This window comes from Flavobacterium sp. XGLA_31 (assembly GCF_051547105.1).
Lineage (GTDB): Bacteria > Bacteroidota > Bacteroidia > Flavobacteriales > Flavobacteriaceae > Flavobacterium.
In genome coordinates this window covers 54,259-78,424 of the sequence record NZ_JBPTTM010000001.1, presented here as the reverse complement: position 1 = coordinate 78,424, position 24,166 = coordinate 54,259, and the positions used below count along the sequence as shown (strand labels likewise).

Sequence of the window (24,166 nt, the reverse complement as noted above, 5' to 3'; positions counted from 1 at the left end):
TAATTTATGTAGTACCGGTTTCTTGTTTTGCTGTTTCCGGTTGTGCTTTGATACATAGCTGTCCTACCAGGTTTTCGGCTTGTCTTCTTAGTTCATTTACAGCTGTACTTTCCCATAATTCTCCTTTTAAATTGCCTCCGATAGTAAACAAATGGGAATGTGTTTTCCCTTCAGCATTGATGATTTGAAAGGTGTCAGTATTGGTTACAATTCCCAGTTTTAGGCTGTCCTGAGTCAAAATTCCTTTGAGTAAACAGTTTTTAAGAAAGCTTTTTTCTACATTCATTAAATCGGTTTCAGGCCCTGTACAATTGATGATTCGCGATACTTTCAATGTTTTGACGACATGTTCTTTTTTGTCAAAATACTCTACGGTGATAACATTCTGGTCTTCGGTGAAATTGAGTAATCTTCCGGAGCTGATTTTCAGTTTTCCATCAATTCGCAGCTGTTGTAGTTTGTCATGTGTATGAATCGGAATACGATGACGGGCAACGCCCCATAAGTGTCGTAATCTTGACATGAATATGCTTTTTTCTTCTGTTGAGAAACGCTTCCAGAGGTTTTGTGTGAATGGGCGCAATGAGTCAATCACCGGTTCGGCAGTCGCACCATATTCTCTTACGGCCTTGATGTGTTTGTGAACCAATTTTACTAAGTCAAACAAACTCATGTCTTCTCTCAATTCTTCAATAAGTTTGGTGTATTTTAATCCATTGTGTCGATGAGGTAAAATATTGAATCCGTTTGGCGATATAGAATAGATGTCGTTTTTAAAACCTTGTTCCATTAGCCCCACAACGGTATCGACCATGGTTAATCCGTTACCGACAATTAATACCGGTAAATCGGGATTTGTATTTTGAACGGAATCCGCTTTCCATGGATTTTGAAAATAGTTTGGACTCTGATAAAAGTCCGGGTTTTTAATTCGGGGATTTCTAGGAACTAAGTTCCCCGACGCAATCACGCATTCATCAACAGTTAACATTTGATTATTGTCCAGCCAAAGTTGTACGGATTCTTCCCGAGGGTCCAAATCTACTACGAAACTGTCAATTACCGTTACGGTTATGTTTTTGGTTTGTGCGATTTTTAAATAGGTATTCCAAACAGACACCAAGTATTCTCCATATAATTTTCTTGGCAGAAAGGAATTTGCAATCAGTGTTCTGTCTTTGTCGCTAAATGACTCTCTTTCCATGACCCAATCCAAGAAATGATCCTGATTGTCGGGAAAAGCACTCATCTTTCCGGCAATTACATTCAGCAGATGTTTGTCTGAGTAAGGGTTGTAGGCAAAACCCTTGTTGAGGGTTTCTCTTTCGTTGATTACAATAATCTCACAAGGAGTAGTTGATTTTTCAATAAGTTGAACCGCTGTCATGGTCCCTGAAAAACCGGCACCAATGATTCCGATAGTTTTCATGAGTAAGTTTGTTTGTGATAAAAATAAACAAAAAACCTCACCATCTAATTCGGGTTCGCCTTTTTTAGAAAATTTGGAAAGAATTTAAATAGCTACAGCACCTTTGATGTGGGGATGCGGGTCATAATCTACCAAAGTAAAGTCTTCAAATCGGAAGTCAAAAATGTTTTTCACCTCAGGATTGATTAGCATTCGCGGCAAAGGTCTTGGTTCACGTGACAACTGTAATTCTACCTGTTCAAAGTGATTGTTGTAAATATGGGCATCACCAAAAGTGTGAATGAATTCTCCTGCTTGTAATTCACAGACTTGGGCTATCATCATGGTTAACAAAGCATAAGAAGCGATGTTGAACGGGACTCCCAGAAAAATATCAGCGCTTCTTTGGTACAGTTGACAGGACAGTTTTCCGTCGGCTACATAAAACTGGAAAAAAGCATGGCATGGCGGCAAGGCAGCTTTGCCGTTGGCTACATTTTCGGCAAATGATTTTGATGTGTCCGGCAAAACAGAAGGATTCCATGCTGAAACCAGCATACGGCGGCTGTTAGGGTTTTTCTTTAAAGTATCTATCAACTCTGAGATTTGGTCAATTTCTTCGCTGTTCCAATTGCGCCATTGGTGGCCGTATACCGGACCCAAATCGCCGTTTTCATCAGCCCATTCGTCCCAAATTTTCACTCCGTTTTCTTTGAGGTAATTGATGTTGGTGTCGCCTTTCAAAAACCATAACAATTCATAGATTATCGACTTCAGGTGCAACTTTTTGGTAGTTACCATTGGGAAACCTTCGCTCAAATCAAATCGCATTTGATACCCAAAAACGCTTTTGGTTCCGGTTCCGGTTCGGTCTCCTTTTTGACACCCGTTTTCCAAAACGTGTCGCATTAAATCCTGATACTGTTTCATATTATGATTCTCTTTTCGAAATTTCGTCTCTTATTTTGGCAGCTTTTTCATAGTCTTCATCCTGAACGGCTTTTTCTAAAGCATCGTGCAATTCGACTAGGCTCAAGCTGGTATAAATATCGCTGGCTTTGCCTTCAGTGTCTAAACCAAAAGTTTCGGGTGTCGAAAGCACTCCTTCATCATCAGGATTTTGACCTTCAATTTCGGCGGGAGTATTACTTAAGTAAATACCGGCTTTGTCTAAAATGTTTTTATAGGTGAAAATCGGGGCCGAAAACCGCAGTGCTAAAGCAATGGCATCTGAAGTTCGGGCATCAATGATTTCTTCTATTTTGTCTCTTTCACAAATGATACTGGAATAGAAAACACCGTCTACTAGTTTGTGAATAATAACTTGTTTTACCACGATGTCGAATCGGTCGGCAAAACTTTTGAATAAATCGTGAGTGAGTGGACGTGGTGGTTTGATTTCTTTTTCTAAAGCGATGGCTATCGATTGCGCTTCGAAAGCACCAATGACAATTGGTAACTTTCGTTCCCCGTCCACCTCATTTAAAATCAATGCATACGCGCCATTTTGCGTTTGACTATAGGATATTCCTTTTATTGTTAGTTTTACTAAACTCATTATTTTTTAGTGTCAAGAGTTGCTTTTAAACTTGAAACTCTTTGTTTACGAATACAAAAACGATTGCTTTTTTTGTCCTGATGACCTTAAAAATCCCTTTTTGGTTTACGTAAAAAGATTGCAATGTGCAGCAGGAAAGCGGACTGCAAAGTAACAAAAACTTTTCGCTTCTAAAAAAGAAAGCACAAAAAAAGAGCTGCCAAAAAAAATATTTGATGGCAGCTCTGATTTGAATTAATAAATAGGGAATTATGCGTTTTGTGCCTTGAATTCTTTTAGTTTTTGAGTTAAGCGAGGCAGGATTTCCAAAGCATCGCCTACAATACCGTAATCGGCAACTTTGAAAAAAGGTGCTTCCGAATCGGTATTGATGACTACTTTTGTTTTTGAAGAATTGATTCCGGCGATATGTTGGATAGCACCCGAAATTCCTACTGCTATGTATAGATTGGCGGCTACCGGTTTACCGGTTTGGCCTACGTGTTCGCTGTGAGGTCTCCAGCCTAAATCGGATACCGGTTTAGAACAAGCAGTGGCAGCGCCCAATACAGATGCTAAGTCTTCCAAAATTCCCCAGTTTTCAGGACCTTTCAAACCGCGTCCTCCTGATACAACAATATCAGCGTCCGCAATGGTTACTTTGCCTGAACCTTTTTCAACTGATTCAACTGTTACATTGAAATCAGCGTCATTAAGGGTCGGAGTGAAGTCTTCTTCAGAAGCTGACGCCGCACTTTCTAACAATCCGAAAGAATTTTTGGCCAAACTTAATATTTTAATGTCTGTGTTGATTTCGGTGATGTTGAAGGCTTTGTTGGAAAAAGCATTTCTTTTCACTTGAAATGGAGAAGTGCTTACCGGCAATCCTACTACATTGGAAGCAAAACCGGCATCAAGCCCAATAGCAACCAACGGAGCCATGTAAAGACTGTCAGTTGTTGAAGATAATAAAATGACTTTGGCGCTTTCTTTTTGAGCGGCTTGTTTTACTACATCGGCATAAGCTTTAGCATTAAAATTGGCCAACTTGTCGTTGGTTACTTTTAATACTTTGTCCACTCCATATTTGGATAAATCGGAAACGTTACCGGCATTTACTGTTACAGCGGTTACGGTTGTTCCTAATGATTCGGCTACTTTTTTTGCATAAGACGCCAATTCAAAAGCTACTTTTTTGAATTTTCCGTCTGCCGATTCTGCGTATATTAATAGTGACATGTTGTGTTTTTTTAATTAGATAACTTTCGCTTCGTTGTGTAATGCATTTATTAATCCGTCCAAATCATCGGCGGCAAACAATTTTACTGCTGATTTTGGGGCCGGTTTTTCAAATTTTACTGCTTTCGTGTTAATGTTAGCATTAACCGGTTCTAATACAGTCAGTACTTTTGTTCTGGCGGTCATAATGCCGCGCATGTTCGGAATACGCAGGTCTTTTTCTTCTACTAATCCTTTTTGCCCTCCAACAACCAAAGGCAAAGCTGCCGAGATGGTTTCTTTTCCACCGTCAATTTCTCTTTGTACTTTAGCTACTGAACCTTCGATTTTTAAATCGATACACGAGTTAACAAAGTTGTAGTCTAATAATGAAGCCAGCATTCCCGGAACCATCCCGCCATTGTAATCTAAAGATTCTTTTCCGCAGATGATTAGGTCATAGCTACCTGATTTGGCAACTTCCGCTAGTTGCTTAGCTACAAAAAAACCGTCGGTTGGATTGGCATTTACTCTGATAGCCTCGTTTGCTCCTATGGCTAAGGCCTTTCTAAGGGTTGCTTCAGCATCAGCACCACCTACATTAACAACAGTGACATTGGCTCCTTGTTGTTCCTGAAACCAGATAGCTCTGGTTAAACCAAACTCATCATTGGGATTGATCACGAACTGTACACCATTTGTGTCAAATTCGCTGTCTCCGTTCACGAAATTGATTTTGGAAGTAGTATCAGGCACGTGACTGATGCAAACTAATATTTTCATAAGATTTATGTATTTGTTGTGAAATTAGAGGCACAAAATTAGAATATTATTTTGAATAATGTACTATGCATGCATAATAATTTACACTATTATATCGATTTCGTGAAACATAAAACGCAGAATTCCTTTTTCCTCCTAATTGTTATCGTTTTGGTGTGTTATGATTTATAACTCAAATATGTTTTTTAATCGTATTTAATTTTTATTTTTGCCATTCGAAAATATTGAAAAAAGATAATCCTACTATGAGAACGATACAATTTAGAGAAGCAATTGCCGAAGCAATGAGTGAAGAAATGCGTCGCGATGAGTCCGTATATTTAATGGGTGAGGAAGTTGCCGAATATAACGGTGCGTACAAAGCTTCTAAAGGGATGTTAGATGAATTTGGTCCCAAAAGAGTAATCGATACACCAATTGCAGAACTTGGTTTTGCCGGAATTGCGGTTGGCTCTGCCATGAATGGTTGTCGACCGATTGTGGAATACATGACGTTTAATTTCTCCTTGGTAGGTATTGATCAAATTATAAATAATGCTGCTAAAATGCGTCAGATGTCTGCCGGGCAATTCCCGATGCCGATGGTATTCCGTGGTCCTACGGCTTCTGCAGGACAATTGGGGGCGACACACTCACAGGCTTTTGAAAACTGGTTTGCCAACACTCCGGGATTAAAAGTAGTGGTGCCGTCTACCCCTTACGATGCTAAAGGATTATTAAAATCAGCCATCAGAGATAATGACCCGGTGATTTTCATGGAATCGGAACAAATGTATGGAGACAAAGGAGAAATTCCGGATGAAGAATATACTTTGCCATTAGGAGTTGCTGATATCAAAAGAGCAGGAACTGATGTGACTATTGTTTCTTTCGGTAAAATTATCAAAGAGGCTTATATCGCTGCCGATGAATTGGCCAAAGAAGGAATTTCTTGTGAAATTATTGATTTGAGAACTGTGCGTCCAATGGATTACGATGCCATTATCAACTCGGTTAAGAAAACAAACCGATTAGTAGTATTGGAGGAAGCTTGGCCATTTGCCAGTGTGGCTTCTGAAATTACGTATATGGTTCAGGAACGCGCTTTTGATTATTTAGATGCGCCTATTCAAAGAATTACAACCGCTGATACTCCGGCACCGTATTCGCCTACTTTGCTGAAAGAATGGTTGCCAAACGCAGAAGATGTTGTTAAGGCTGTCAAAAAAGTGACTTACAAATAATATAAATTTACTTATATTTGAAACTTCATCAGACTTATTCTGATGAAGTTTTTTTTTGCCAATGAAAAAGATTTTTACTCTACTTATTGTTTTTTTTGCTTTTGCAAATTTAGGTTCTGCCCAAACGAAAGTGAGCGGAATTGTACTTGACAATTCCAAGGAACCCATACCGTATGCCAATATTGTTTTTAAAGGTTCTAAAACCGGAGTAGTTTCCAATGAAGACGGGCGATTTTATATTGAATCCCCGGAAAATTACACAGAGCTGATTGTTTCTTTTGTTGGATTTCCCGATAAAGTGGTGAAGCTTCCTAAACAAGTGAACTACGATTTTAAAATTATTCTGACCGAAGGCAATACCCTGAAGGAAGTGAAAATTTATGCCGGAAAAACATCAAAGAAAAACAATCCGGCCTTGGATATTTTGCGCAAAATATGGGAACGCCGCAGAAAGAATGGACTCAAAATGTTCAAACAGTACCAATATGACAAATACGAAAAGGTAGAGTTTGATATGAATACCATTGACAGCGCTTTTATGAAAAGCAAAATTTTTAAAGGAATGGAGTTCGTCTTTAAAAACGTAGATACTTCCAAAGTAACCGGAAAAACATATTTGCCGATTTTTATCAACGAATCGATTTCGGAATTCTATGGCGATAACGAAAACAAGCGTTCCAAGGAGATTCTAAAAGCCAATAAAAATTCGGGACTTGGGAATGGTGACGGTGTAAATATGTTTATCAAGGATTTGTACAGTGACTTTGATATTTACGAAAATTATCTCAATCTGTTTGATAAAAGTTTTACCAGCCCGTTATCGCGCACGGGGATAGACGTTTACAACTATGTTTTGGCGGATACCGCAGTCATTGACAATAAACTGTGTTACAATATAGTATTCTATCCAAGACGTAAAAATGAGTTGACATTTAAAGGAGATTTTTGGGTTAACGATACCACATTTGCTATCAAAACCATCAATATGGCGGTAACCAAAAGTGCCAATATCAACTGGGTAAAAGATATTTATATTGAACAGGAATTTGAAGTATTAAATGATTCGGTCTTTTTGCCAACGCGTGATTACATGATGTCGGATTTCGCCTTGAGAAAAAAGGAGGAGTCTAAGGGAGTCTATGGAAAGAGAACCACTCTCTATAAGAATTTCAAGTTCAATGAAAAAAAACCGGATAAGTTTTATAAAGACGAGGTGAACTACATTGACAATTCGGTTTACAACAAAAATGACGACTATTGGGCTGAAAACCGTTTTGAAAAACTCAATAAAGATGAGCAGAAAATCTATAAAATGATTGACACGCTCAAAACCGTTAAGAAGTTCAAACATTTGTATAGTTTGGTTTCCATTTTGGGAAGCGGTTATATTGAAATTCCGAAATGGCATCTGGATTACGGACCTATTTTTTCTACTATAGGGTACAATGAAGTAGAGGGGCTGCGACTTCGTGCCGGAGCCAGAACTTATTTTGGGCCAAATGATTTGTGGCGATTGCAAGGTTACACGGCTTATGGGTTTGATGACAATAAATTCAAGTACGGAGCTTCCGGAAAATGGATGATTGACAAAAAAAACAGAATTATTATCTCAGGAGGAAACAGGCGCGATGTAGAGCAGATAGGTGCCAGTTTAACTACAACAAATGATGTTCTGGGAAGAAGCTATGCTTCGTCAGGCTTGTTTACAACAGGTTCCAATGGAAAGTTAACCAACATTAACCTCAGTACGCTCGAGATTGAAATGGAACCCATCAAAAACCTGACGTTCCAATTGGGCTTCTCTTACCGAACGCTTGAATCGGCCTCGTCTACCTTTAAATTGGATTATTTTACCGATGATACTTTTACGTCTACCAAAAGTGATGTGACACAGTCCGAATTGAACTTCCAAATTGAGTTTACTCCTAAAAAGAAAAATATAGGATACGGAGTGGAAAGACGTATTATTGACAGTCCGTTCAGTCGCGTTTTTATCAACTACAGTCAAGGATTTAAAGGGTTCATCAATAGTGATTTTGATTATCAAAAAATACAACTTTATTACAAGCAGCCAATTGTTATAGGAGGTCTAGGGCGTTCTAATTTAACAATGGAGTTAGGGAAAACCTTTGGTAAGATTCCGTTAGGGCTAATGAGTGTGGTGCCGGGGAATCAAACCTATTTTATCATTGACAATACTTTCAGTAACCTGAATTTCTACGAGTTTGTAACCGATAGCTATGCGACATTCCAATGGCAACATAATTTTCAAGGTAAGATTTTTGCCCGTATCCCGGGATTGCGCAAGTTGAATCTGCGTGAAATCATTGGTATCAAAGGGGTTTACGGAACGATTACCGATGAAAACAAAGCCATCAACGCATCGGGCTTGATTTATCAGGCTCCTGAAAAACCGTATTGGGAATACAATGCCGGTATCGGGAATATTTTCAAGGTATTCCGTTTAGATTTTGCTTGGAGAGCCAACTACCGCGATTTGCCGGATACCAATAATTTTACCATCAAAGGATCTTTTGGGTTTTACTTCTAAGATGTTGGAAGGAATAGCTTTTTTGTCTGAGAAAGATGAGGTGCTTAAAAAAATAGTTGCCGATTTTGGCTTTCCTATTATTCAAAAAAGAGATGAAGGCTTTGCTGCACTATGCCACATTATTTTGGAGCAACAGGTATCCATCGAATCGGCAAATGCTTGTTATGTTAAATTGCAGAATCATTTAGGCGAAATTAATCCGGAGAATGTTTTGCAGGTTTCGCAGGAAGAACTGCGTAGTTTTGGAGTTTCCCGACAAAAGAGTGTGTATCTGAAACATTTGGCCGAAAAGGTCGCCAGCCAAGAGCTTGTTTTGGAGAGCTTTCGGGTAAAATCTGATGAACAAATTCGGGAAGAGCTTCTGAAGTTAAAAGGCGTAGGCCATTGGACTATCGATGTGTACCTGATGTTCTGTCTGCAAACCCCTGATGTCATACCGCTGGGAGATATTGCCATCAAAAATACTATCAAAGAGTTGTACGATATTCATGCTTTGGAGGCTATGGAAATATTGTCCAAAAACTGGAAACCATACCGAACTCTTGCCTCCTATATCTTGTGGCATTACTACCTTAAAAAAAGGAATAAAATTTAGATACCTATACGAAATTAGCAGTTTTGTTTTTTATAAACTGACACAACTTGTATAAGTTCTTAAAATTTTGTTATTTTTGCCCCCGATAAAATTTATAATAGAACATTTATGGAATCATACATGATTTATGTGCCGATAGTTATGGCATTGATTGGATTGGCGTTCATGTCAATCAAAAGATCTTGGGTTTTAAAGCAGGATGCGGGTGATGGAAAAATGAAAGAAATTTCAGATTTCATCTACGAAGGGGCATTGGCTTTCCTAAAAGCAGAGTACCGATTATTGGCCATATTCGTAGTTGTTGCGAGTTTGGTTTTGGCCGGAATTACTTTCTTGCCAGGAGTTAAAACGCATTTATTAATTGTAATTGCATTTGTTTTTGGTGCGTTCTTCTCGGCTTTGGCTGGAAATATGGGGATGAAAATCGCTACCAAAACCAACGTAAGAACTACACAAGCCGCCCGTTCTAACTTGCCACAAGCTTTGAAAGTTTCTTTTGGTGGTGGAACTGTAATGGGATTAGGTGTTGCCGGTTTGGCAGTGCTTGGTTTGACAGGGTTCTTTATTATATTATTCCAAAAATTCATGGGAGGTGTATGGACTTCAACTGAAGACATGACCGTAGTTTTGGAAACATTGGCCGGGTTCTCTTTAGGGGCTGAGTCTATCGCTTTGTTTGCCCGTGTGGGTGGAGGTATTTATACTAAAGCCGCTGACGTTGGTGCTGACTTAGTAGGTAAAGTTGAAGCTGGTATTCCTGAGGATGATCCGAGAAACCCAGCTACTATCGCCGATAACGTAGGGGATAACGTAGGTGACGTTGCCGGTATGGGAGCTGACTTATTCGGTTCTTATGTGGCTACGGTATTAGCTGCCATGGTATTGGGTAACTATGTGATTAAAGATATGGGCGGAAAAATCGAAGATGCTTTCAACGGTATTGGTCCCATCTTATTGCCAATGGCTATCGCCGGTTTCGGAATCTTGTTCTCAATCGTGGGAACGATGTTGGTGAAAATTTCAAGCGATGACGCTAAAGAAGCACAAGTACAAAAAGCATTAAACATCGGAAACTGGGTTTCTATTGTATTGACTGCTGTGGCTTGTTTCTTCTTGGTACAAAATATGTTGCCGGCTACTATGAAAATGGAATACTTCGGTGAAGGGTTGCAAGACATTTCATCCATGAGAGTATTCTATGCTACTTTAATCGGATTGTTTGTAGGTGGAGCGATTTCATCTGTAACAGAATATTATACAGGATTAGGTACAAGACCGGTATTGGCTATCGTACAAAAATCATCTACGGGAGCAGGAACCAACGTTATCGCTGGTTTGGCAACAGGTATGATTTCTACTTTCCCAACGGTATTATTGTTCGGAGGAGCTATCTGGGCTACTTATGCTTTGGCTGGTTTCTATGGTGTGGCTTTGGCTGCTTCTGCAATGATGGCTACAACAGCGATGCAGTTGGCTATCGATGCATTCGGACCAATCTCTGATAACGCCGGTGGTATTGCTGAGATGAGTGAGTTACCAAAAGAAGTTCGTACACGTACAGACATCTTGGATTCAGTAGGAAACACTACGGCAGCTACAGGAAAAGGTTTTGCTATCGCTTCTGCGGCTTTAACTTCATTGGCATTATTTGCAGCTTATGTAACGTTTACAGGTATTGACGGAATCAACATTTTCAAAGCTCCGGTATTAGCGATGTTATTCATCGGAGGTATGATTCCTGTAGTGTTCTCAGCTTTGGCTATGAACTCTGTGGGTAAAGCAGCTATGGATATGGTATACGAGGTACGTCGTCAGTTTAAGGAAATCCCGGGTATCATGGAAGGTAAAAACAAACCTGAATATGGTAAATGTGTTGAGATTTCTACTAAAGCCGCTTTACGCGAAATGATGTTGCCGGGCGTATTGACTATCGGTTTCCCTATTGCTATCGTGTTGTTAGGTAAATTAGTTTACGGAGACAACAACCAATTGATTGCTGAAATGTTGGGAGGTTATATGGCTGGTGTTACCGTATCAGGTGTACTTTGGGCTGTGTTCCAAAACAACGCCGGTGGTGCTTGGGATAATGCTAAAAAATCATTTGAGGCTGGTGTAGAAATCAACGGTGAAATGACATACAAAGGTTCTGATGCACACAAAGCGGCTGTAACCGGAGATACTGTTGGAGATCCTTTCAAAGACACTTCTGGTCCATCAATGAACATTTTAATCAAATTGACTTGTTTGATCGGATTGGTTATTGCGCCAATCTTGGGAGCTGGTCACGGTGAGAAAAAAGAAATGAAGTGCACCATGGAAATGAAAAAAGAATGTTCTATGGACATGGGCAAATGCGATATGAGCAAATGTGCTACCATGACTAAAGAAGAATGTGCTGCCATGTGTGATTCTTTAAAATGTACACCAGAGCAAAAAGAAATGTGTTTGTCACATTACGGAGCTGACGGTAAATTCATCGCTGAGAAGAAAGGTGATTGTTGTGCAAAAAAAGGAGAAGGAGACATGACTTCTACTGCTGAAAAAAATGTAAAAGTAGTAATCACCAACACTAATGGAAAAGCCAAAGCTACAGTTACTACTACAGTGGGAGGAACTTCAACAACAGAAAGTTTTGAAGGAACTGAAGCTGAAGTGAAAGCTAAAGTAGATGCTTTAAAATAATTAGATTGATTTAATATATTTGGAATGCCTCACGAAAGTGGGGCATTTTTTTTGGCTTTTTTTGTTTATTTTTAGCCTTGACAAACAACACTTCAATGAATACTAAACTGATTGCCTTTTTACTTCTTTTTTTTGCTGTTGGATTTTCTCAAAATGCATTACCGCTGATTCCGCAACCACAATCCGTTGAAATTCGAAAAGGCTATTTTGTGTTGAGTAAAGAAACAATTATTCAGGCCGATGCCTCACAGTTTGAAGCCCAATATTTACAACAGGCTATAAAGCAACAGTCTGGGCTTGATTTAAAGATACAACCGGTAGCGGGAAACGTGTCCAAAATCAGCTTGAGTCATACTGTTGAGAAAATGGGGAAGGACATAGAGGCATATCAGCTCAACATTTCCAAAAACGCGATAGGTCTTTTGGCCGAAAATGGTCCCGGCTTTTTCTACGTTGTGCAAACCTTATTGCAATTAATGCCGGCTGAAAAAAAGGAAACCATACAATTACCTTGCTTACAAATTAATGATGCGCCCAAGTATGCATGGCGCGGCATGCACCTCGATTGTGCCCGACATTTCTTCCCAGTCGATTTTGTCAAAAAGTACATTGATTATCTGGCCATGTATAAATTCAATACTTTTCATTGGCATTTAACTGATGACCAGGGGTGGCGCATCGAAATCAAACAGTACCCGAATTTAACTGAAGTTGGTGCCTGGCGCAATGGCTCAATGGTTGGGCACTACAATGATCAAAAGTATGATTCGGTTCGTTATGGAGGTTTTTATTCGCAGGAACAAATCAAAGAAGTGGTCGCCTATGCCACTCAACGTCATATTACCGTGGTTCCCGAAATTGAAATGCCCGGTCATGCGGTTGCCGCATTAGCAGCGTATCCTGAATATTCCTGTACCGGAGGACCATTTGAAGTGTCCAAACAGTGGGGTGTTTTAGACGATGTGTTTTGTCCGAAAGAAGAAACGTTTACTTTTTTAGAAAATATCCTAACCGAAGTCATAGCCTTATTTCCCTCGCAATATATTCATATTGGCGGAGATGAATGTCCCAAAACCCGCTGGAAAGCTTGTCCGCATTGCCAAGGCTTGATGAAAGCCAAAGGGCTGAAAGATGAACACGAACTTCAAAGCTATTTCATCCGTCGAATAGAAGCATTTGTCAACAACAAAGGCCGAAAAGTCATCGGTTGGGACGAAATTCTTGAAGGAGGATTGGCGCCTAATGCCGCAGTGATGAGTTGGCGCGGTACCGAAGGAGGTATGGCTGCAGCCCGACAAAAACATTATGCGGTAATGACTCCGGGTTCCTATTGCTATTTTGACCATTATCAAGGCAATCCTAAAAATGAACCGTTGGCCATAGGCGGATATACTCCCATTGAAAAAGTATATTCGTTTGAGCCTACTCCTAAAGAGCTTTCGGCAGATGAAAGGCAATACATCCTTGGGGCACAGGCCAATCTTTGGACGGAATATATAGACACGCCCGAAAAGGTGGAATACATGATATTTCCACGTATGCTCGCTTTATCTGAAGTGCTTTGGGGTACTTCAAAACCTTCCGATTATGCTAATTTTCAAAAACGGTTGACCCAACAACTCAAGATACTTGAGGCTAAAAAAATAAACTACAGCAAAGCCGTTTTTGAAGTGACTTCCAGTGTGATGCCAAAACCCGGTGGCAATGGGGTGTTGTATCTGTTGCAATCAAATTTGGCCAATGGCACGATTCGGTATACTACCGATAGCAGCCTTCCCACAGCAGCAGCAAAAGCTTATTCGCAACCGTTGGACCTTTCAAAATCACAAACCGTCAAAGCTGTTTTTTTTGAGGACAATACGCCTAAGAGCGCTGTTTCAGAGCAATCATTTTGGATACATAAAGCTACAAGCCGATTGGTATCATTGCAAAATAAGCCCCATCCTGATTATGATAGAGGAGGCGCTTTTACCTTAGTAGACGGAATTAAAGGCGATACGACTAAGTTTGGGCGCGATTGGTTAGGGTTTTCAGGAACCGATTTAAATGCTACCATTGATTTAGGAAGTAAACAAAAAATCAGCCGTTTGGGAATTGGTTTGCTGAGCAGCCTTTCTTCATGGATTTATTTCCCCAAAAAAGTAACGTTTTGGGTTTCGGAAGACATGATTAAATTTGAAGAAGTTAAAACTTTTTCGTTAGAAGAAATTCAAAAAAGCAACGGCCAAATCATTGCTGATTGTAATTATAGGAACATTCAATTTGTAAAAGTAACGGCAGAAAATTTCGGCACTATACCCGACGGTCAACCCGGAGCCGGAAACAAAGCTTGGCTTTTTGCAGATGAAATAACGGTAGAATAAGATATGTCAAATCGCAGAAATTTTATTAAAACAGCGGCTGCCGGTTCGGTAGCTTTAGCTTTAAATGCTTTTTCCTCAAAAGAGGAAAATCAGGCAAAGCCAAAAGGCAATATCAATAAACCCATCGTAATTTCTACCTGGAATTTCGGAGTGCAGGCCAATGGTGCTGCTTGGGAAATTTTAAAAAATAATGGTCGTGCCCTTGATGCCGTAGAAGCCGGAGTTCGTGTCCCCGAAGGAGATCCAACCGAAAGAAGCGTAGGCTATGGCGGAAGACCCGATCGAGACGGGAGAGTAACACTCGATGCCTGTATTATGGACGACTTTGCCAATATCGGTTCAGTGGCCTGTTTGGAACACATCAAACATCCGATATCAGTGGCTCGGGCCGTAATGGAAAAAACGCCGCATGTGATGTTAGTGGGAGACGGAGCCTTACAGTTTGCCTTGTCCCAAGGATTTACCAAAGAAAATTTACTGGTGGAAGCCTCAGAAAAAGAATGGAAAGAATGGCTCAAAACCAGCCAATACAAACCGATTGTGAATATAGAAAATCACGATACCATCGGTATGATTGCCTTGGACAGTTCGGGCAATTTATCCGGAGCTTGTACCACCAGTGGGATGGCCTACAAAATGCATGGGCGTGTCGGTGATTCGCCTATTATCGGTGCGGGTTTGTATGTCGACAATGAAATTGGTGCCGCTACAGCTACCGGCCATGGAGAAGAAGTAATACGCATTGCCGGCTGTCATTTGGTGGTCGAATTGATGCGGCAAGGAAAATCCCCTCAGAAAGCCTGTGAGGAAGCAGTTTCCCGTATCGTGAAATTGACCAAAAATCGTAACAAAAACCTGAAAGACATTCAGGTGGGCTTTATCGCCTTGAATAAAAAAGGGGAGTATGGGGCATACTGTATTCAAGGTGGATTTAATTATGCTGTGAATGATAACTCCGGAAACAAATTAATAGATTCCGATTACTTTTTAAAATAATGGCCAAACTTGAAATTGCTTGCTTTAACTTAGAATCGGCCATAATCGCTCAAGAACACGGGGCCGACAGAGTAGAATTGTGTGACGGTATTGCCGTTGGAGGAACAACACCAAGTTTAGAAATTGTTCAGCGGGCAAGAAAAGAGCTGAGCATCGACTTGTATGTAATGATTCGGCCGAGAGGAGGTGATTTTGCATATACCGAAGCTGAGTTCACACAAATGAAATCGGATGTTGAAATCTTAAAGAAAGAAAATGTGGATGGTTTTGTGTTCGGAATTTTGAATGAGGACAAGACGATAAATTTAGAACAAAATAGGCTTTTAGTCGATTTGGCTAAACCTTTTCCGTGTACATTTCACCGCGCTTTTGATGAGGTGGAAAATGCTTTTGAATCTTTGGAAGACATTATAGCTTGCGGATTCAAAACCATTTTAACATCGGGTCAAAAACCCAATGTGAGTGAAGGAATGCATCGTTTGGCGGAATTAGTTTTCAAAGCTGATAACCGAATCGTCATCATGCCAGGCGGTGGTTTACGCTCGACTAATATCGAAACGATTCAGCAAAATACCCAAGCAGTTTTTTATCATTCTTCAGCTATAACCCACGGAAGTGAAGTAACTTCTGCGATTGAAGTCCAAGTCTTAAAATCCAAACTCTCATGAGAGCTTTCTCGTTATCATTCTTACTCTTTTTTTTATGTCCAATGTTGCTTTGGGCACAAAATACGGAGCGCAATTTAAGTTCCGAAAAATGGCAGTTCAAGAGTGTCAACAATGACAAATACAAATGGTTTCCGGCTAAAGTACCGGGAACGGTTCATACCGATTTATTGTCCAATCAATTAATCTCCAATCCGTTTTTAAGTGCCAATGAAAAACAGTTGCAGTGGATTGAAAAAGAAGATTGGCAGTACCAAACGACTTTTACTATCACCAAACCAGAACTCAAGCATCAAAATGCCGTTTTGCAATTCGATGGCTTAGATACTTTTGCCGAAGTTTATTTGAACGGCACTAAAATCCTTTCCGCCAATAACATGTTTCGCACCTGGAAAGTCGACGTTAAAAAAGTCCTGAAAGTAGGACAGAATAAACTTCAAATCACTTTTGCTTCTGCTGTTAAAAAAGGAAAGGGAGAAGCCAAAAAACTACCTTATACTTTACCCGGTGATGAAAAAATATTCACCCGAAAGGCGCAATACCACTTTGGTTGGGATTGGGGGCCGCGTTTCGTTACGGCCGGAATTTACAAGAAAGTTGCACTTCGTTTTTGGGACAATGCCGCCATAATGCATGTCAAAACCAATCAGGATTTGACTGATAAAACGTTGGCGAAAGTGGTGTTTTCTATCGACATCAACAGCGATACTGTTGGGCAATACCAATTAACAATCAACGATAAATCTGAAGTAATCCAAATCCAAAAAGGGCAAAATGCTTTGTCGTTGACTTATGAAATCAAGAACCCAAAACTTTGGTGGCCAAATGGTTTGGGCGAGCCCAATTTGTATCCTTTTGAAATCAGTCTTGTAGCCAACAATAGGGTAATCGATTCTAAAGAAATCAACATCGGCCTGCGGACTATTGAATTAGTTCAGGAGAAAGATGCCATTGGAAAGAGTTTTTATTTCAAAGTGAATGGACTCCCGGTTTTTATGAAAGGAGCTAATTATATTCCGCCTGACAGTTTCTTGCCGCGAGCGACCAATTCAGTTTATGCTTCTATAGTGAAAAATGCCAAAGAAACGAATATGAATATGTTGCGCGTTTGGGGAGGCGGAGTATATGCTGACGATGCTTTTTATAACGAATGCGATAAAAACGGGATCTTGGTATGGCAGGATTTTATGTTTGCCTGTGGGATGTATCCGGGTGATAACGCTTTTTTAGAGAATGTAAAACAGGAAGTTATCGATAATGTAAACCGATTGCAAAATCATCCGAGTATCGCGCTTTGGTGTGGTAATAACGAAATGGATGAAGGTTGGCACAATTGGGGTTGGCAAAAGCAATACAATTATTCAAAGCAGGATTCGACCAAAATTTGGAATGATTATCAGAAGCTTTTTCATCAATTGATTCCGCAAACGCTCGATAGCTTATTGCTAAAGAATGAAAACCGGTATTGGCCGTCTTCGCCATCAATCGGTTGGGGAAAAAAGGAGAGCCTGCTCAGTGGTGATTCCCATTATTGGGGTGTTTGGTGGGGTATGGAACCGTTTGAAATGTATAAAAAGAAAGTGGGACGCTTCATGAGTGAATACGGTTTTCAAAGCATGCCGGATATCAAAACGTTTCAGTCTTTCGCTCAAAATGACGAGCTCAATTTCGATTCGGAAGCAGTGAAGAGCCACCAAAAACATCCAATGGGTTATCAAACCATTAAGGAGTACATGGCACGCGATTATAAAACTCCGAACAATTTTGAAGATTATATTTATGTGTCCCAATTGCTTCAAGCGGAAGGCATGAAAACGGCTATTGAGGCGCATCGCAGGGCAAAACCCAATTGCATGGGAACGTTGTTTTGGCAGCTTAATGATTGTTGGCCGGTAACTTCGTGGAGCTCGGTGGATTATTACGGAAGATGGAAAGCGTTTCAGTATGAGGCGAAGCGGAGTTTTAATCCAATATTGGTTGATATTGCTGAAAATGAGGTCAATTATGAAGTCAGAGTCATCAATGATGAGCCAATACCGCATCACATTACTTTGGTTGAAGAAGTAATGGATTTTAACGGAAATTATATGGATGGTTACGAAGTGGAGTTTACTATTGAAGCCAATTCGAATGTGGTGCTTTCAGCGACGCCTAAAGACAATTACAGTACTAAAAATCTTCATCAAATGGTTATGTCGGTAACTTGTACAACAGCGACCGGCAAAACGTCAAGAGCCTTATATTATTTTGTCAAACCCAAAGAACTGCAATTGACAAAACCCAATATTCAAATTACAAAAACAGATGAACTGACTTATGAAATTACGTCGGATGTATTGGCCAAGAATGTCTTTCTTTCTGCGGTTGAAGATACTTTTTTCAGTGACAATTTTTTTGATGTCTTACCGCATCAGAAGGTTGTTGTGAAGGTATCGAATCCGGTTTCTAAAATTGCCGCCAAATCGCTGTTTGATGTCTTCCAATAGTAATTAATTTTCATCGCCAAATGATCCCCAGCTGTTGTTGAAATCATTGATTAAAACACCCAACAAAACGGCAACAATGGAGGTAAACACCAATCCGATAGTGGCAAAGTTTGACCCCCCGCGATTATAAGGGCGTATTTTTTTGACTTCCAATTCATTAATCTGGACTCTGACGTTTTCGCCTTTTACCTTTTTAATGCCATAATACAAACTGTCAGTCCTTTCGATTCTTTTCAGTGGAATTCTCTTGTCTTTAGTAGTTATTAGTAACACCTTTTGGTTTGATTCGGAAGCTTCAGCAATTGACACCGGCGTTTTTTTATAAACAGTACAACTTTGCAGGGTTATAATCAGGGCAAGAAACAGGCATGAGGATTTTGTTTTCATGATAACTCAAATTAAGTGACTAATCAGTGCATCATGGTAAAGTAACAAGCAGACTTGGAAGTTGTCTGATTTGGGAAACTAAAGATACAAAAAAAGCCCATAAAAGAGCTTTATATTTAAAACAAACCGTTGATTTCAGCGTCAATGCGGTTGATAATCATTCCTAAATCTTCGGGGTTGTTGACAAAATCTACGTTGTCTACATCGATAATTAATAATTTTCCTTTGTCATAGGTGGTAATCCAGGCTTCGTAGCGTTCGTTGAGGCGACTCAAATAATCAATAGAAATGGTGTTTTCATAATCACGGCCGCGTTTGTGTATTTGCGAAACCAAATTGGGAATCGAACTCCTTAAATAAATCAACAAATCAGGTGAACCTACTAAGCCTTCCATCAATTCAAAAAGATCGGAATAGTTCTGGAAATCACGGTTGGTCATTAATCCCATGGCGTGCAAATTGGGAGCAAAGATGTGGGCATCTTCATAGATGGTTCGGTCCTGAATGATGTTCTTGCCACTTTCGCGAATTTGCAACACTTGACGGAAACGGGAATTTAGGAAATAGATTTGCAGGTTGAAAGACCAACGCTCCATCTGGTGATAGAAATCATCCAAATATGGGTTGTCTACTACGTCCTCAAAATGAGGCTCCCACTTAAAATGTTTGGCTAAAAATCGGGTCAATGTTGTTTTTCCTGCGCCTATGTTTCCTGCTACCGCTATGTGCATTTATGGTAATTTTAATTTGAAATTCTTAATTTGTTGGTTGGTAAAAATAGCTAAAATTTGGTCTTTGTAATAAAAATTCTGAAACGATTTCTCAACAATTTCTATTTCGTAAATGACCTTCGTTTTATTATTTAGACAATATAAAATGCTGTCGTAAGAAAACAACAGTCTGTCGTTATCAATGATTTGAATTTTCTCCCAAGGCGGTACATTGGCCAATAAAGTGACTTTTCCGAATATATCCATAGCGTACCAATTGTTGATTTCGTCTATCCAATAGAAATTATTAAAATCGGATTGAGTATATTTTATCGCTTCCGGTATGGGGTTACCAAGATTTGTTGCTGTGTTTTTAGAATAATTGAACAGCATGATTTGCTGAGTCAAAGCATTGTAAATCCAAAACTGATTTTGCGACGCCATTCCTATTTTTGAGGCAAAAATGGTGTTGTCAATATCGAATAAATTGAGCTTCTGAATTTCGTTTAATTGGTTGTCGAGCGTTACGATAGTATTGAAATTTTCATAGAAAATCACTATTTGCAAAGGATTGATGAAATCAACCGAGGTAATTTTGCCCAAAGCGATGTTCTTATATTCCCACTTTTGTTTGGCATCTTGTTTGATAAAAATATTGTCCTTGATGTAATAGTTATTGTCCAAACCATCAAAACCTATGTAGATTTTGTTCTCGAGTGTTTCGGTGTCCAAAGCAGTGGTTTTCAGTTTTGGTTTTTGGCAAAAACCAATTGCTGTTGCCCATATCAAAAAGCTGTAAATAACAAATTTCCTCATAGTGCTAATTTACAGTAAACCAAATTAATTTCCACAAGTCTAATTCGCTATTTTAACAAAAAATTGGTAACACATTTCGTAGCGAATCGTCATATTTGCTACTCAAAACAAAAAAGCAATGAAAAACATAGTTTTAACCTTTAGTTTGCTGTTGGTATTTGTCACTTCACAGGCCCAAAAAGATTTTCAGGGCATGGCGGTTTACGAGTCAAAAACAAGTACCGCCGATTTCAAATCCCGTTTTGAAGGGAATAAAGAAATCTCTCCCGAAATGCAGAAAATGATTGAAGAGCGTATGAAAAAAATGTTTGAAAAAACATTCATCCTCAATTTTGATAAATCGGCTTCCATCTACAAAGAAGAAGAAAAACTGGATACGCCAGGCCAACAAGGCGGTGGCGGATTCAGAATGATGACTTCCATGATGGGCGGTGGCGGTACCTATTACAAAAACGTAAAAGAGAAAAATTATACCGTGGACAAGGAGTTTATGGGGAAAGAATTTTTGGTAAAAGACTCCTTGCCCAAACTGAACTGGAAAATGGAATCGGAAACCAAAGTGATTGGCGGGTATACTTGTTTCAAAGCCACGGCAGTGCGCCCGGTAAGTCAGTCGGATTTTAGAAATTTCCGCCCAAAAAAGCAAGACGATAAAAAAGAAGAGCCAGCTAAAACGGAAACCAAGCCGGAGGATAAAGACAAGAAAACCAATTTCATGGACGATATTGAAATGCCGAAAGAAATTAATATTACCGCTTGGTATACACCCGAGATTCCGGTTAATCAGGGACCTGAAAACTATTGGGGATTACCGGGGCTTATTCTGGAAGTGAATGACGGGAAGACTGTAATTTTATGTTCTAAAGTGGTCTTGAATACCAAAGACAAAGTGGAAATTAAAGCGCCAACCAACGGCAAAGTGATTAGTCAAAAAGACTATGACGAAACCGTCATCAAAAAAATGCAGGAGATGCGCGAGATGAATCAAGGACAAGGAGACGTAAGACGAATGGAATTCAGAATGGGTCACTAATTCACAGCGGTACGCTCTATGAAAAAAATACTATTAGGCTTGTTGTGGTGTCTGTCGGTCACGAGTTTTGCCCAAAATATACGTTTCGAAGGAGTTATTCAGGACGCCAACAAGGCGCCATTGGAAATGGCTAATATTATGGCTACCAATCAAAGCACCAAAGCCATGGATGCCTATGCTATTACCAATGACAAAGGGAAGTTTTCACTCAATTTAAAAGCCAACACCGCTTATGCTATCAAACTGAGTTATCTCGGGATGAAAAACAAGGAAATCAGCATTACTACCCAAAGTGAAAACATCACTCAAAACATCACGATGGAAAGTGGCGGTATCGAATTGGAAGGTGTAGAGATAGTACGTGAAATGCCGGTTTCCATCAAAGGCGATACGATAGTCTACAATGCCGATTCTTTTAAAACCGGAACCGAAAAAAAACTCGAAGATGTTTTAAAGAAGATGCCGGGTGTCGAAGTGAATGCCGATGGGGAAGTTGAGGTAGAAGGCAAGAAAGTATCTAAGTTAATGGTGGAAGGGAAAGACTTCTTTGACGGCGATACCAAGCTTGGGGTCAAAAATATTCCGGCAGATGCCGTCGATAAAGTACAGGTATTACGCAACTACAACGAGAATTCCATACTGAAAGGAGTAGAAAACAATCAGGACAACATTGCGATGAACATCAAGCTGAAGGAAGGCAAGAAAAACTTCTGGTTTGGTGATATTACCGCCGGGGGAGGTATAGGAGCCCGAGATAAAATGGATCGTTATATTGCTAACCCCAAAGTGTTTTACTACAGTCCGAAATACAGTATCAATCTGATTACCAATTTTAATAATATAGGCGAACTGCCACTGACTATACAGGATTATTTCAAGATGACCGGTGGATTTAGGAATATGATGTCCAAAGGCGGCAGCAGTTTTAACGTGTCGTCCAACGACTTGGGTATCTCATTGTTGAGAAACAATCGCGCCAATAACATTGACACTAAGTTTGGCGCAGCCAATTTTTCCTATAATCCTACTAAGACTTGGACGTTGAGTGGGTTTGGTATTTTTTCTTCTTCCAAAACCGATATACTGACAACCTCACAAAGAAATATATTATCAAATAATGTGTTACAAAACACTACCGAAAACTCCAATCAAAAAAGTAATTTCGGTCTGGCCAAACTAAGTTCCAGTTACAAACCGAACACCAATTTTCAGTTTGATTATGATGTCTTAACTAAGTTGTCCAAACAAGAAGAAGCGTCAACTTTGAATCAGGAGACTATAAACAATCAAGGGAGTAATTTTCAGGATATTTATACCCGTAAAAAGCAAGCGCCTGTGTCAGTCAATCAGAATGTAGGATTGTATTATACTATGGACGACAAAAATGTGTTTGCCTTTGAGGCGCAACATTTGTTTCAGGAGGAAGACCCTTTCTACAATGCCAATTTAGAAAACCAGCCTTTTAATCTGCAGGACTATGTAACGAACCAGGCACGTAATGATATCAACCAAAATCGTTTGGTAAAAACCAATAAACTCGATGCCAAGTTGGATTATTATTATATGGTGACCCCAAAAAGTAATATCAATGTGACATTAGGGAATACCTATTCGCATCAAAATTTCAATTCCCATATTTTCCAGATTTTGGATAACGGCTCCCAAAATGATTTAAACTCAACTACCAACAACAATGATGTTAATTATGATTTTAACGATGTTTTCTTGGGGTTGCATTACAAAATACTGACCGGTAAGTTTACGTTTACACCCGGTGTAAGCTTTCATGCCTATACTATGAACAACAGACAGTTGGGTTCCGACTTCAAGCGCAATTTCACCAAGGTATTGCCCGATTTTTATGCGTTGTACCAAATTAAAAAGGCAGAAACACTAACGTATAACTTCTCGCTAACCAATGATTTTACTGATATCGCTAAGTTGGCAGAAGGTTTTGTGTTTTCCAATTATAACAGTTTGTTTGGTGGAAAACGCGATTTGGAGAATGCAACCTCACAAGTACATTCGTTGCGTTACTTCAAATACAATATGTTCAACTTTGAGAATATTTTTGCCAATGCTACCTATACCCGCAGAATCGATGCGATAAAATCTCAGGTTGTATTTACCGATGGCAATCAGATTGCAACGCCCTATAAATCGAATTTTGCCGATGAGACTTTGTCAGGTATGGGAAGCTACGGGAGGTCCTTTTTAAAGTACTATAAAGCCTCAGGTAGTGCCGCTTTGAATTGGTCTAAGTTCTATAATAAAGTGGGGCCTATGGCAAAAAGCACCGAGAGTTTCACTCAAAGCTACACGCTGAAAGCCTCTACCAATTTTAAGAATGCACCCAATTTGGAGTTAGGATATACCTATTCATTAAACGAGTACAATCATACCAAATACACCACTGATAAGCCTTTTGCACGACTGGATTATTTCTTCCTGAAAAGTTTTTCTTGGGTAACAGAGTATGAGTTTTACCATTATTACAACAACAATAAAACAGTAGATAACGAATATGATTTCCTGTCAACAAGTTTGGTATATCAAAAGAAGGACAGTAAATGGGAGTACAAAATATCAGCTACAAACCTACTGAATACCAAATCACTGAATGATAACAGCTTTGATCAGTTGATTATTTCCAATTCGCAGTACTATGTGCAACCACGCTATTTGATTTTTACTTTAAAGTATAATTTGTAGC

18 protein-coding genes are annotated in these 24,166 nt (G+C 39.5%); 10 read left to right on the top strand and 8 right to left on the bottom strand.

Annotated elements, in window-relative coordinates; all coding sequences use genetic code 11:
* Nucleotides 1–4: 4 nt before the first annotated feature.
* The 5 genes from ACSVH6_RS00320 to ACSVH6_RS00300 form a co-directional block, all read right to left on the bottom strand.
* A complete protein-coding gene (locus ACSVH6_RS00320; RefSeq protein ID WP_438074440.1) occupies nucleotides 5–1,429 on the bottom strand; it encodes an FAD/NAD(P)-binding protein in 1,425 nt (474 codons plus the stop codon).
* An 84-nt stretch (nucleotides 1,430–1,513) separates the two neighbouring features.
* Entirely contained in the window at nucleotides 1,514–2,338 is an 825-nt protein-coding gene (locus ACSVH6_RS00315) for a thymidylate synthase (RefSeq protein ID WP_438074438.1), read from the bottom strand.
* Between the two features lies 1 nt (nucleotide 2,339).
* Nucleotides 2,340–2,966 (bottom strand): bifunctional nuclease domain-containing protein, encoded by a 627-nt coding sequence (locus tag ACSVH6_RS00310; RefSeq protein WP_438074437.1) that lies wholly within the window; start codon nucleotides 2,964–2,966, stop codon nucleotides 2,340–2,342.
* Nucleotides 2,967–3,215: 249 nt separating this feature from the next.
* A complete protein-coding gene (locus ACSVH6_RS00305; protein WP_438074435.1) occupies nucleotides 3,216–4,184 on the bottom strand; it encodes an electron transfer flavoprotein subunit alpha/FixB family protein in 969 nt (322 codons plus the stop codon).
* A 15-nt stretch (nucleotides 4,185–4,199) separates the two neighbouring features.
* Entirely contained in the window at nucleotides 4,200–4,946 is a 747-nt protein-coding gene (locus ACSVH6_RS00300; protein ID WP_438074434.1) for an electron transfer flavoprotein subunit beta/FixA family protein, read from the bottom strand.
* Nucleotides 4,947–5,191: 245 nt separating this feature from the next.
* On the opposite strand from ACSVH6_RS00300, the gene ACSVH6_RS00295 reads away from it, so the two are divergent.
* From ACSVH6_RS00295 to ACSVH6_RS00260, 8 genes are all read left to right on the top strand, one after another.
* A complete protein-coding gene (locus ACSVH6_RS00295; protein ID WP_438074432.1) occupies nucleotides 5,192–6,169 on the top strand; it encodes a pyruvate dehydrogenase complex E1 component subunit beta in 978 nt (325 codons plus the stop codon).
* Between the two features lie 61 nt (nucleotides 6,170–6,230).
* Complete coding sequence (locus ACSVH6_RS00290; protein WP_438074430.1) at nucleotides 6,231–8,720, top strand: DUF5686 family protein; 2,490 nt, start codon at nucleotides 6,231–6,233, stop codon at nucleotides 8,718–8,720.
* Nucleotide 8,721: 1 nt separating this feature from the next.
* Nucleotides 8,722–9,315, top strand: coding sequence for a DNA-3-methyladenine glycosylase family protein (locus ACSVH6_RS00285; RefSeq protein WP_438074428.1), 594 nt, complete (start codon nucleotides 8,722–8,724; stop codon nucleotides 9,313–9,315).
* A gap of 108 nt (nucleotides 9,316–9,423) precedes the next feature.
* Nucleotides 9,424–11,997: a sodium-translocating pyrophosphatase gene (locus ACSVH6_RS00280; RefSeq protein ID WP_438074426.1), complete on the top strand. Its 2,574-nt coding sequence runs from the start codon at nucleotides 9,424–9,426 to the stop codon at nucleotides 11,995–11,997.
* Between the two features lie 95 nt (nucleotides 11,998–12,092).
* The gene (locus ACSVH6_RS00275) at nucleotides 12,093–14,360 is read left to right on the top strand and encodes a beta-N-acetylhexosaminidase (protein ID WP_438074424.1); all 2,268 of its coding nucleotides are present in this window, start codon (nucleotides 12,093–12,095) and stop codon (nucleotides 14,358–14,360) included.
* A 3-nt stretch (nucleotides 14,361–14,363) separates the two neighbouring features.
* Entirely contained in the window at nucleotides 14,364–15,356 is a 993-nt protein-coding gene (locus ACSVH6_RS00270; RefSeq protein WP_438074422.1) for an isoaspartyl peptidase/L-asparaginase family protein, read from the top strand.
* Nucleotides 15,356–16,024 (top strand): copper homeostasis protein CutC, encoded by a 669-nt coding sequence (locus ACSVH6_RS00265; protein WP_438074420.1) that lies wholly within the window; start codon nucleotides 15,356–15,358, stop codon nucleotides 16,022–16,024. Before ACSVH6_RS00270 ends, ACSVH6_RS00265 begins: the two co-directional genes overlap by 1 nt.
* Nucleotides 16,021–18,507: a beta-mannosidase gene (locus ACSVH6_RS00260; protein ID WP_438074418.1), complete on the top strand. Its 2,487-nt coding sequence runs from the start codon at nucleotides 16,021–16,023 to the stop codon at nucleotides 18,505–18,507. Before ACSVH6_RS00265 ends, ACSVH6_RS00260 begins: the two co-directional genes overlap by 4 nt.
* 3 nt (nucleotides 18,508–18,510) lie before the next feature.
* Here ACSVH6_RS00260 and ACSVH6_RS00255 read toward each other — a convergent pair whose 3' ends face one another.
* The 3 genes from ACSVH6_RS00255 to ACSVH6_RS00245 form a co-directional block, all read right to left on the bottom strand.
* A complete protein-coding gene (locus tag ACSVH6_RS00255) occupies nucleotides 18,511–18,894 on the bottom strand; it encodes a hypothetical protein (protein ID WP_438074416.1) in 384 nt (127 codons plus the stop codon).
* Between the two features lie 116 nt (nucleotides 18,895–19,010).
* Nucleotides 19,011–19,625, bottom strand: a complete 615-nt coding sequence (locus tag ACSVH6_RS00250; RefSeq protein WP_438074414.1) for a deoxynucleoside kinase — start codon at nucleotides 19,623–19,625, stop codon at nucleotides 19,011–19,013.
* On the bottom strand, nucleotides 19,626–20,420 hold the full coding sequence (locus ACSVH6_RS00245) for a hypothetical protein (protein WP_438074412.1): 795 nt from the start codon (nucleotides 20,418–20,420) through the stop codon (nucleotides 19,626–19,628). It abuts the gene before it with no gap.
* A gap of 118 nt (nucleotides 20,421–20,538) precedes the next feature.
* Here ACSVH6_RS00245 and ACSVH6_RS00240 point away from each other — a divergent pair, with 118 nt between their 5' ends.
* Nucleotides 20,539–21,453, top strand: coding sequence for a GLPGLI family protein (locus ACSVH6_RS00240; RefSeq protein WP_438074410.1), 915 nt, complete (start codon nucleotides 20,539–20,541; stop codon nucleotides 21,451–21,453).
* An 18-nt stretch (nucleotides 21,454–21,471) separates the two neighbouring features.
* Nucleotides 21,472–24,165, top strand: a complete 2,694-nt coding sequence (locus ACSVH6_RS00235) for a carboxypeptidase-like regulatory domain-containing protein (RefSeq protein WP_438074408.1) — start codon at nucleotides 21,472–21,474, stop codon at nucleotides 24,163–24,165.
* The last annotated feature ends 1 nt before the right edge of the window (nucleotide 24,166 follow it).

Bases quoted from the DNA above. Each gene is read 5' to 3' on its own strand.
- ACSVH6_RS00320 (WP_438074440.1), bottom strand. From the start codon at position 1,429: ATGAAAACTATCGGAATCATTGGTGCCGGTTTTTCAGGGACCATGACA.
- ACSVH6_RS00315 (WP_438074438.1), bottom strand. From the start codon at position 2,338: ATGAAACAGTATCAGGATTTAATGCGACACGTTTTGGAAAACGGGTGT.
- ACSVH6_RS00310 (WP_438074437.1), bottom strand. From the start codon at position 2,966: ATGAGTTTAGTAAAACTAACAATAAAAGGAATATCCTATAGTCAAACG.
- ACSVH6_RS00305 (WP_438074435.1), bottom strand. From the start codon at position 4,184: ATGTCACTATTAATATACGCAGAATCGGCAGACGGAAAATTCAAAAAA.
- ACSVH6_RS00300 (WP_438074434.1), bottom strand. From the start codon at position 4,946: ATGAAAATATTAGTTTGCATCAGTCACGTGCCTGATACTACTTCCAAA.
- ACSVH6_RS00295 (WP_438074432.1), top strand. From the start codon at position 5,192: ATGAGAACGATACAATTTAGAGAAGCAATTGCCGAAGCAATGAGTGAA.
- ACSVH6_RS00290 (WP_438074430.1), top strand. From the start codon at position 6,231: ATGAAAAAGATTTTTACTCTACTTATTGTTTTTTTTGCTTTTGCAAAT.
- ACSVH6_RS00285 (WP_438074428.1), top strand. From the start codon at position 8,722: ATGTTGGAAGGAATAGCTTTTTTGTCTGAGAAAGATGAGGTGCTTAAA.
- ACSVH6_RS00280 (WP_438074426.1), top strand. From the start codon at position 9,424: ATGGAATCATACATGATTTATGTGCCGATAGTTATGGCATTGATTGGA.
- ACSVH6_RS00275 (WP_438074424.1), top strand. From the start codon at position 12,093: ATGAATACTAAACTGATTGCCTTTTTACTTCTTTTTTTTGCTGTTGGA.
- ACSVH6_RS00270 (WP_438074422.1), top strand. From the start codon at position 14,364: ATGTCAAATCGCAGAAATTTTATTAAAACAGCGGCTGCCGGTTCGGTA.
- ACSVH6_RS00265 (WP_438074420.1), top strand. From the start codon at position 15,356: ATGGCCAAACTTGAAATTGCTTGCTTTAACTTAGAATCGGCCATAATC.
- ACSVH6_RS00260 (WP_438074418.1), top strand. From the start codon at position 16,021: ATGAGAGCTTTCTCGTTATCATTCTTACTCTTTTTTTTATGTCCAATG.
- ACSVH6_RS00255 (WP_438074416.1), bottom strand. From the start codon at position 18,894: ATGAAAACAAAATCCTCATGCCTGTTTCTTGCCCTGATTATAACCCTG.
- ACSVH6_RS00250 (WP_438074414.1), bottom strand. From the start codon at position 19,625: ATGCACATAGCGGTAGCAGGAAACATAGGCGCAGGAAAAACAACATTG.
- ACSVH6_RS00245 (WP_438074412.1), bottom strand. From the start codon at position 20,420: ATGAGGAAATTTGTTATTTACAGCTTTTTGATATGGGCAACAGCAATT.
- ACSVH6_RS00240 (WP_438074410.1), top strand. From the start codon at position 20,539: ATGAAAAACATAGTTTTAACCTTTAGTTTGCTGTTGGTATTTGTCACT.
- ACSVH6_RS00235 (WP_438074408.1), top strand. From the start codon at position 21,472: ATGAAAAAAATACTATTAGGCTTGTTGTGGTGTCTGTCGGTCACGAGT.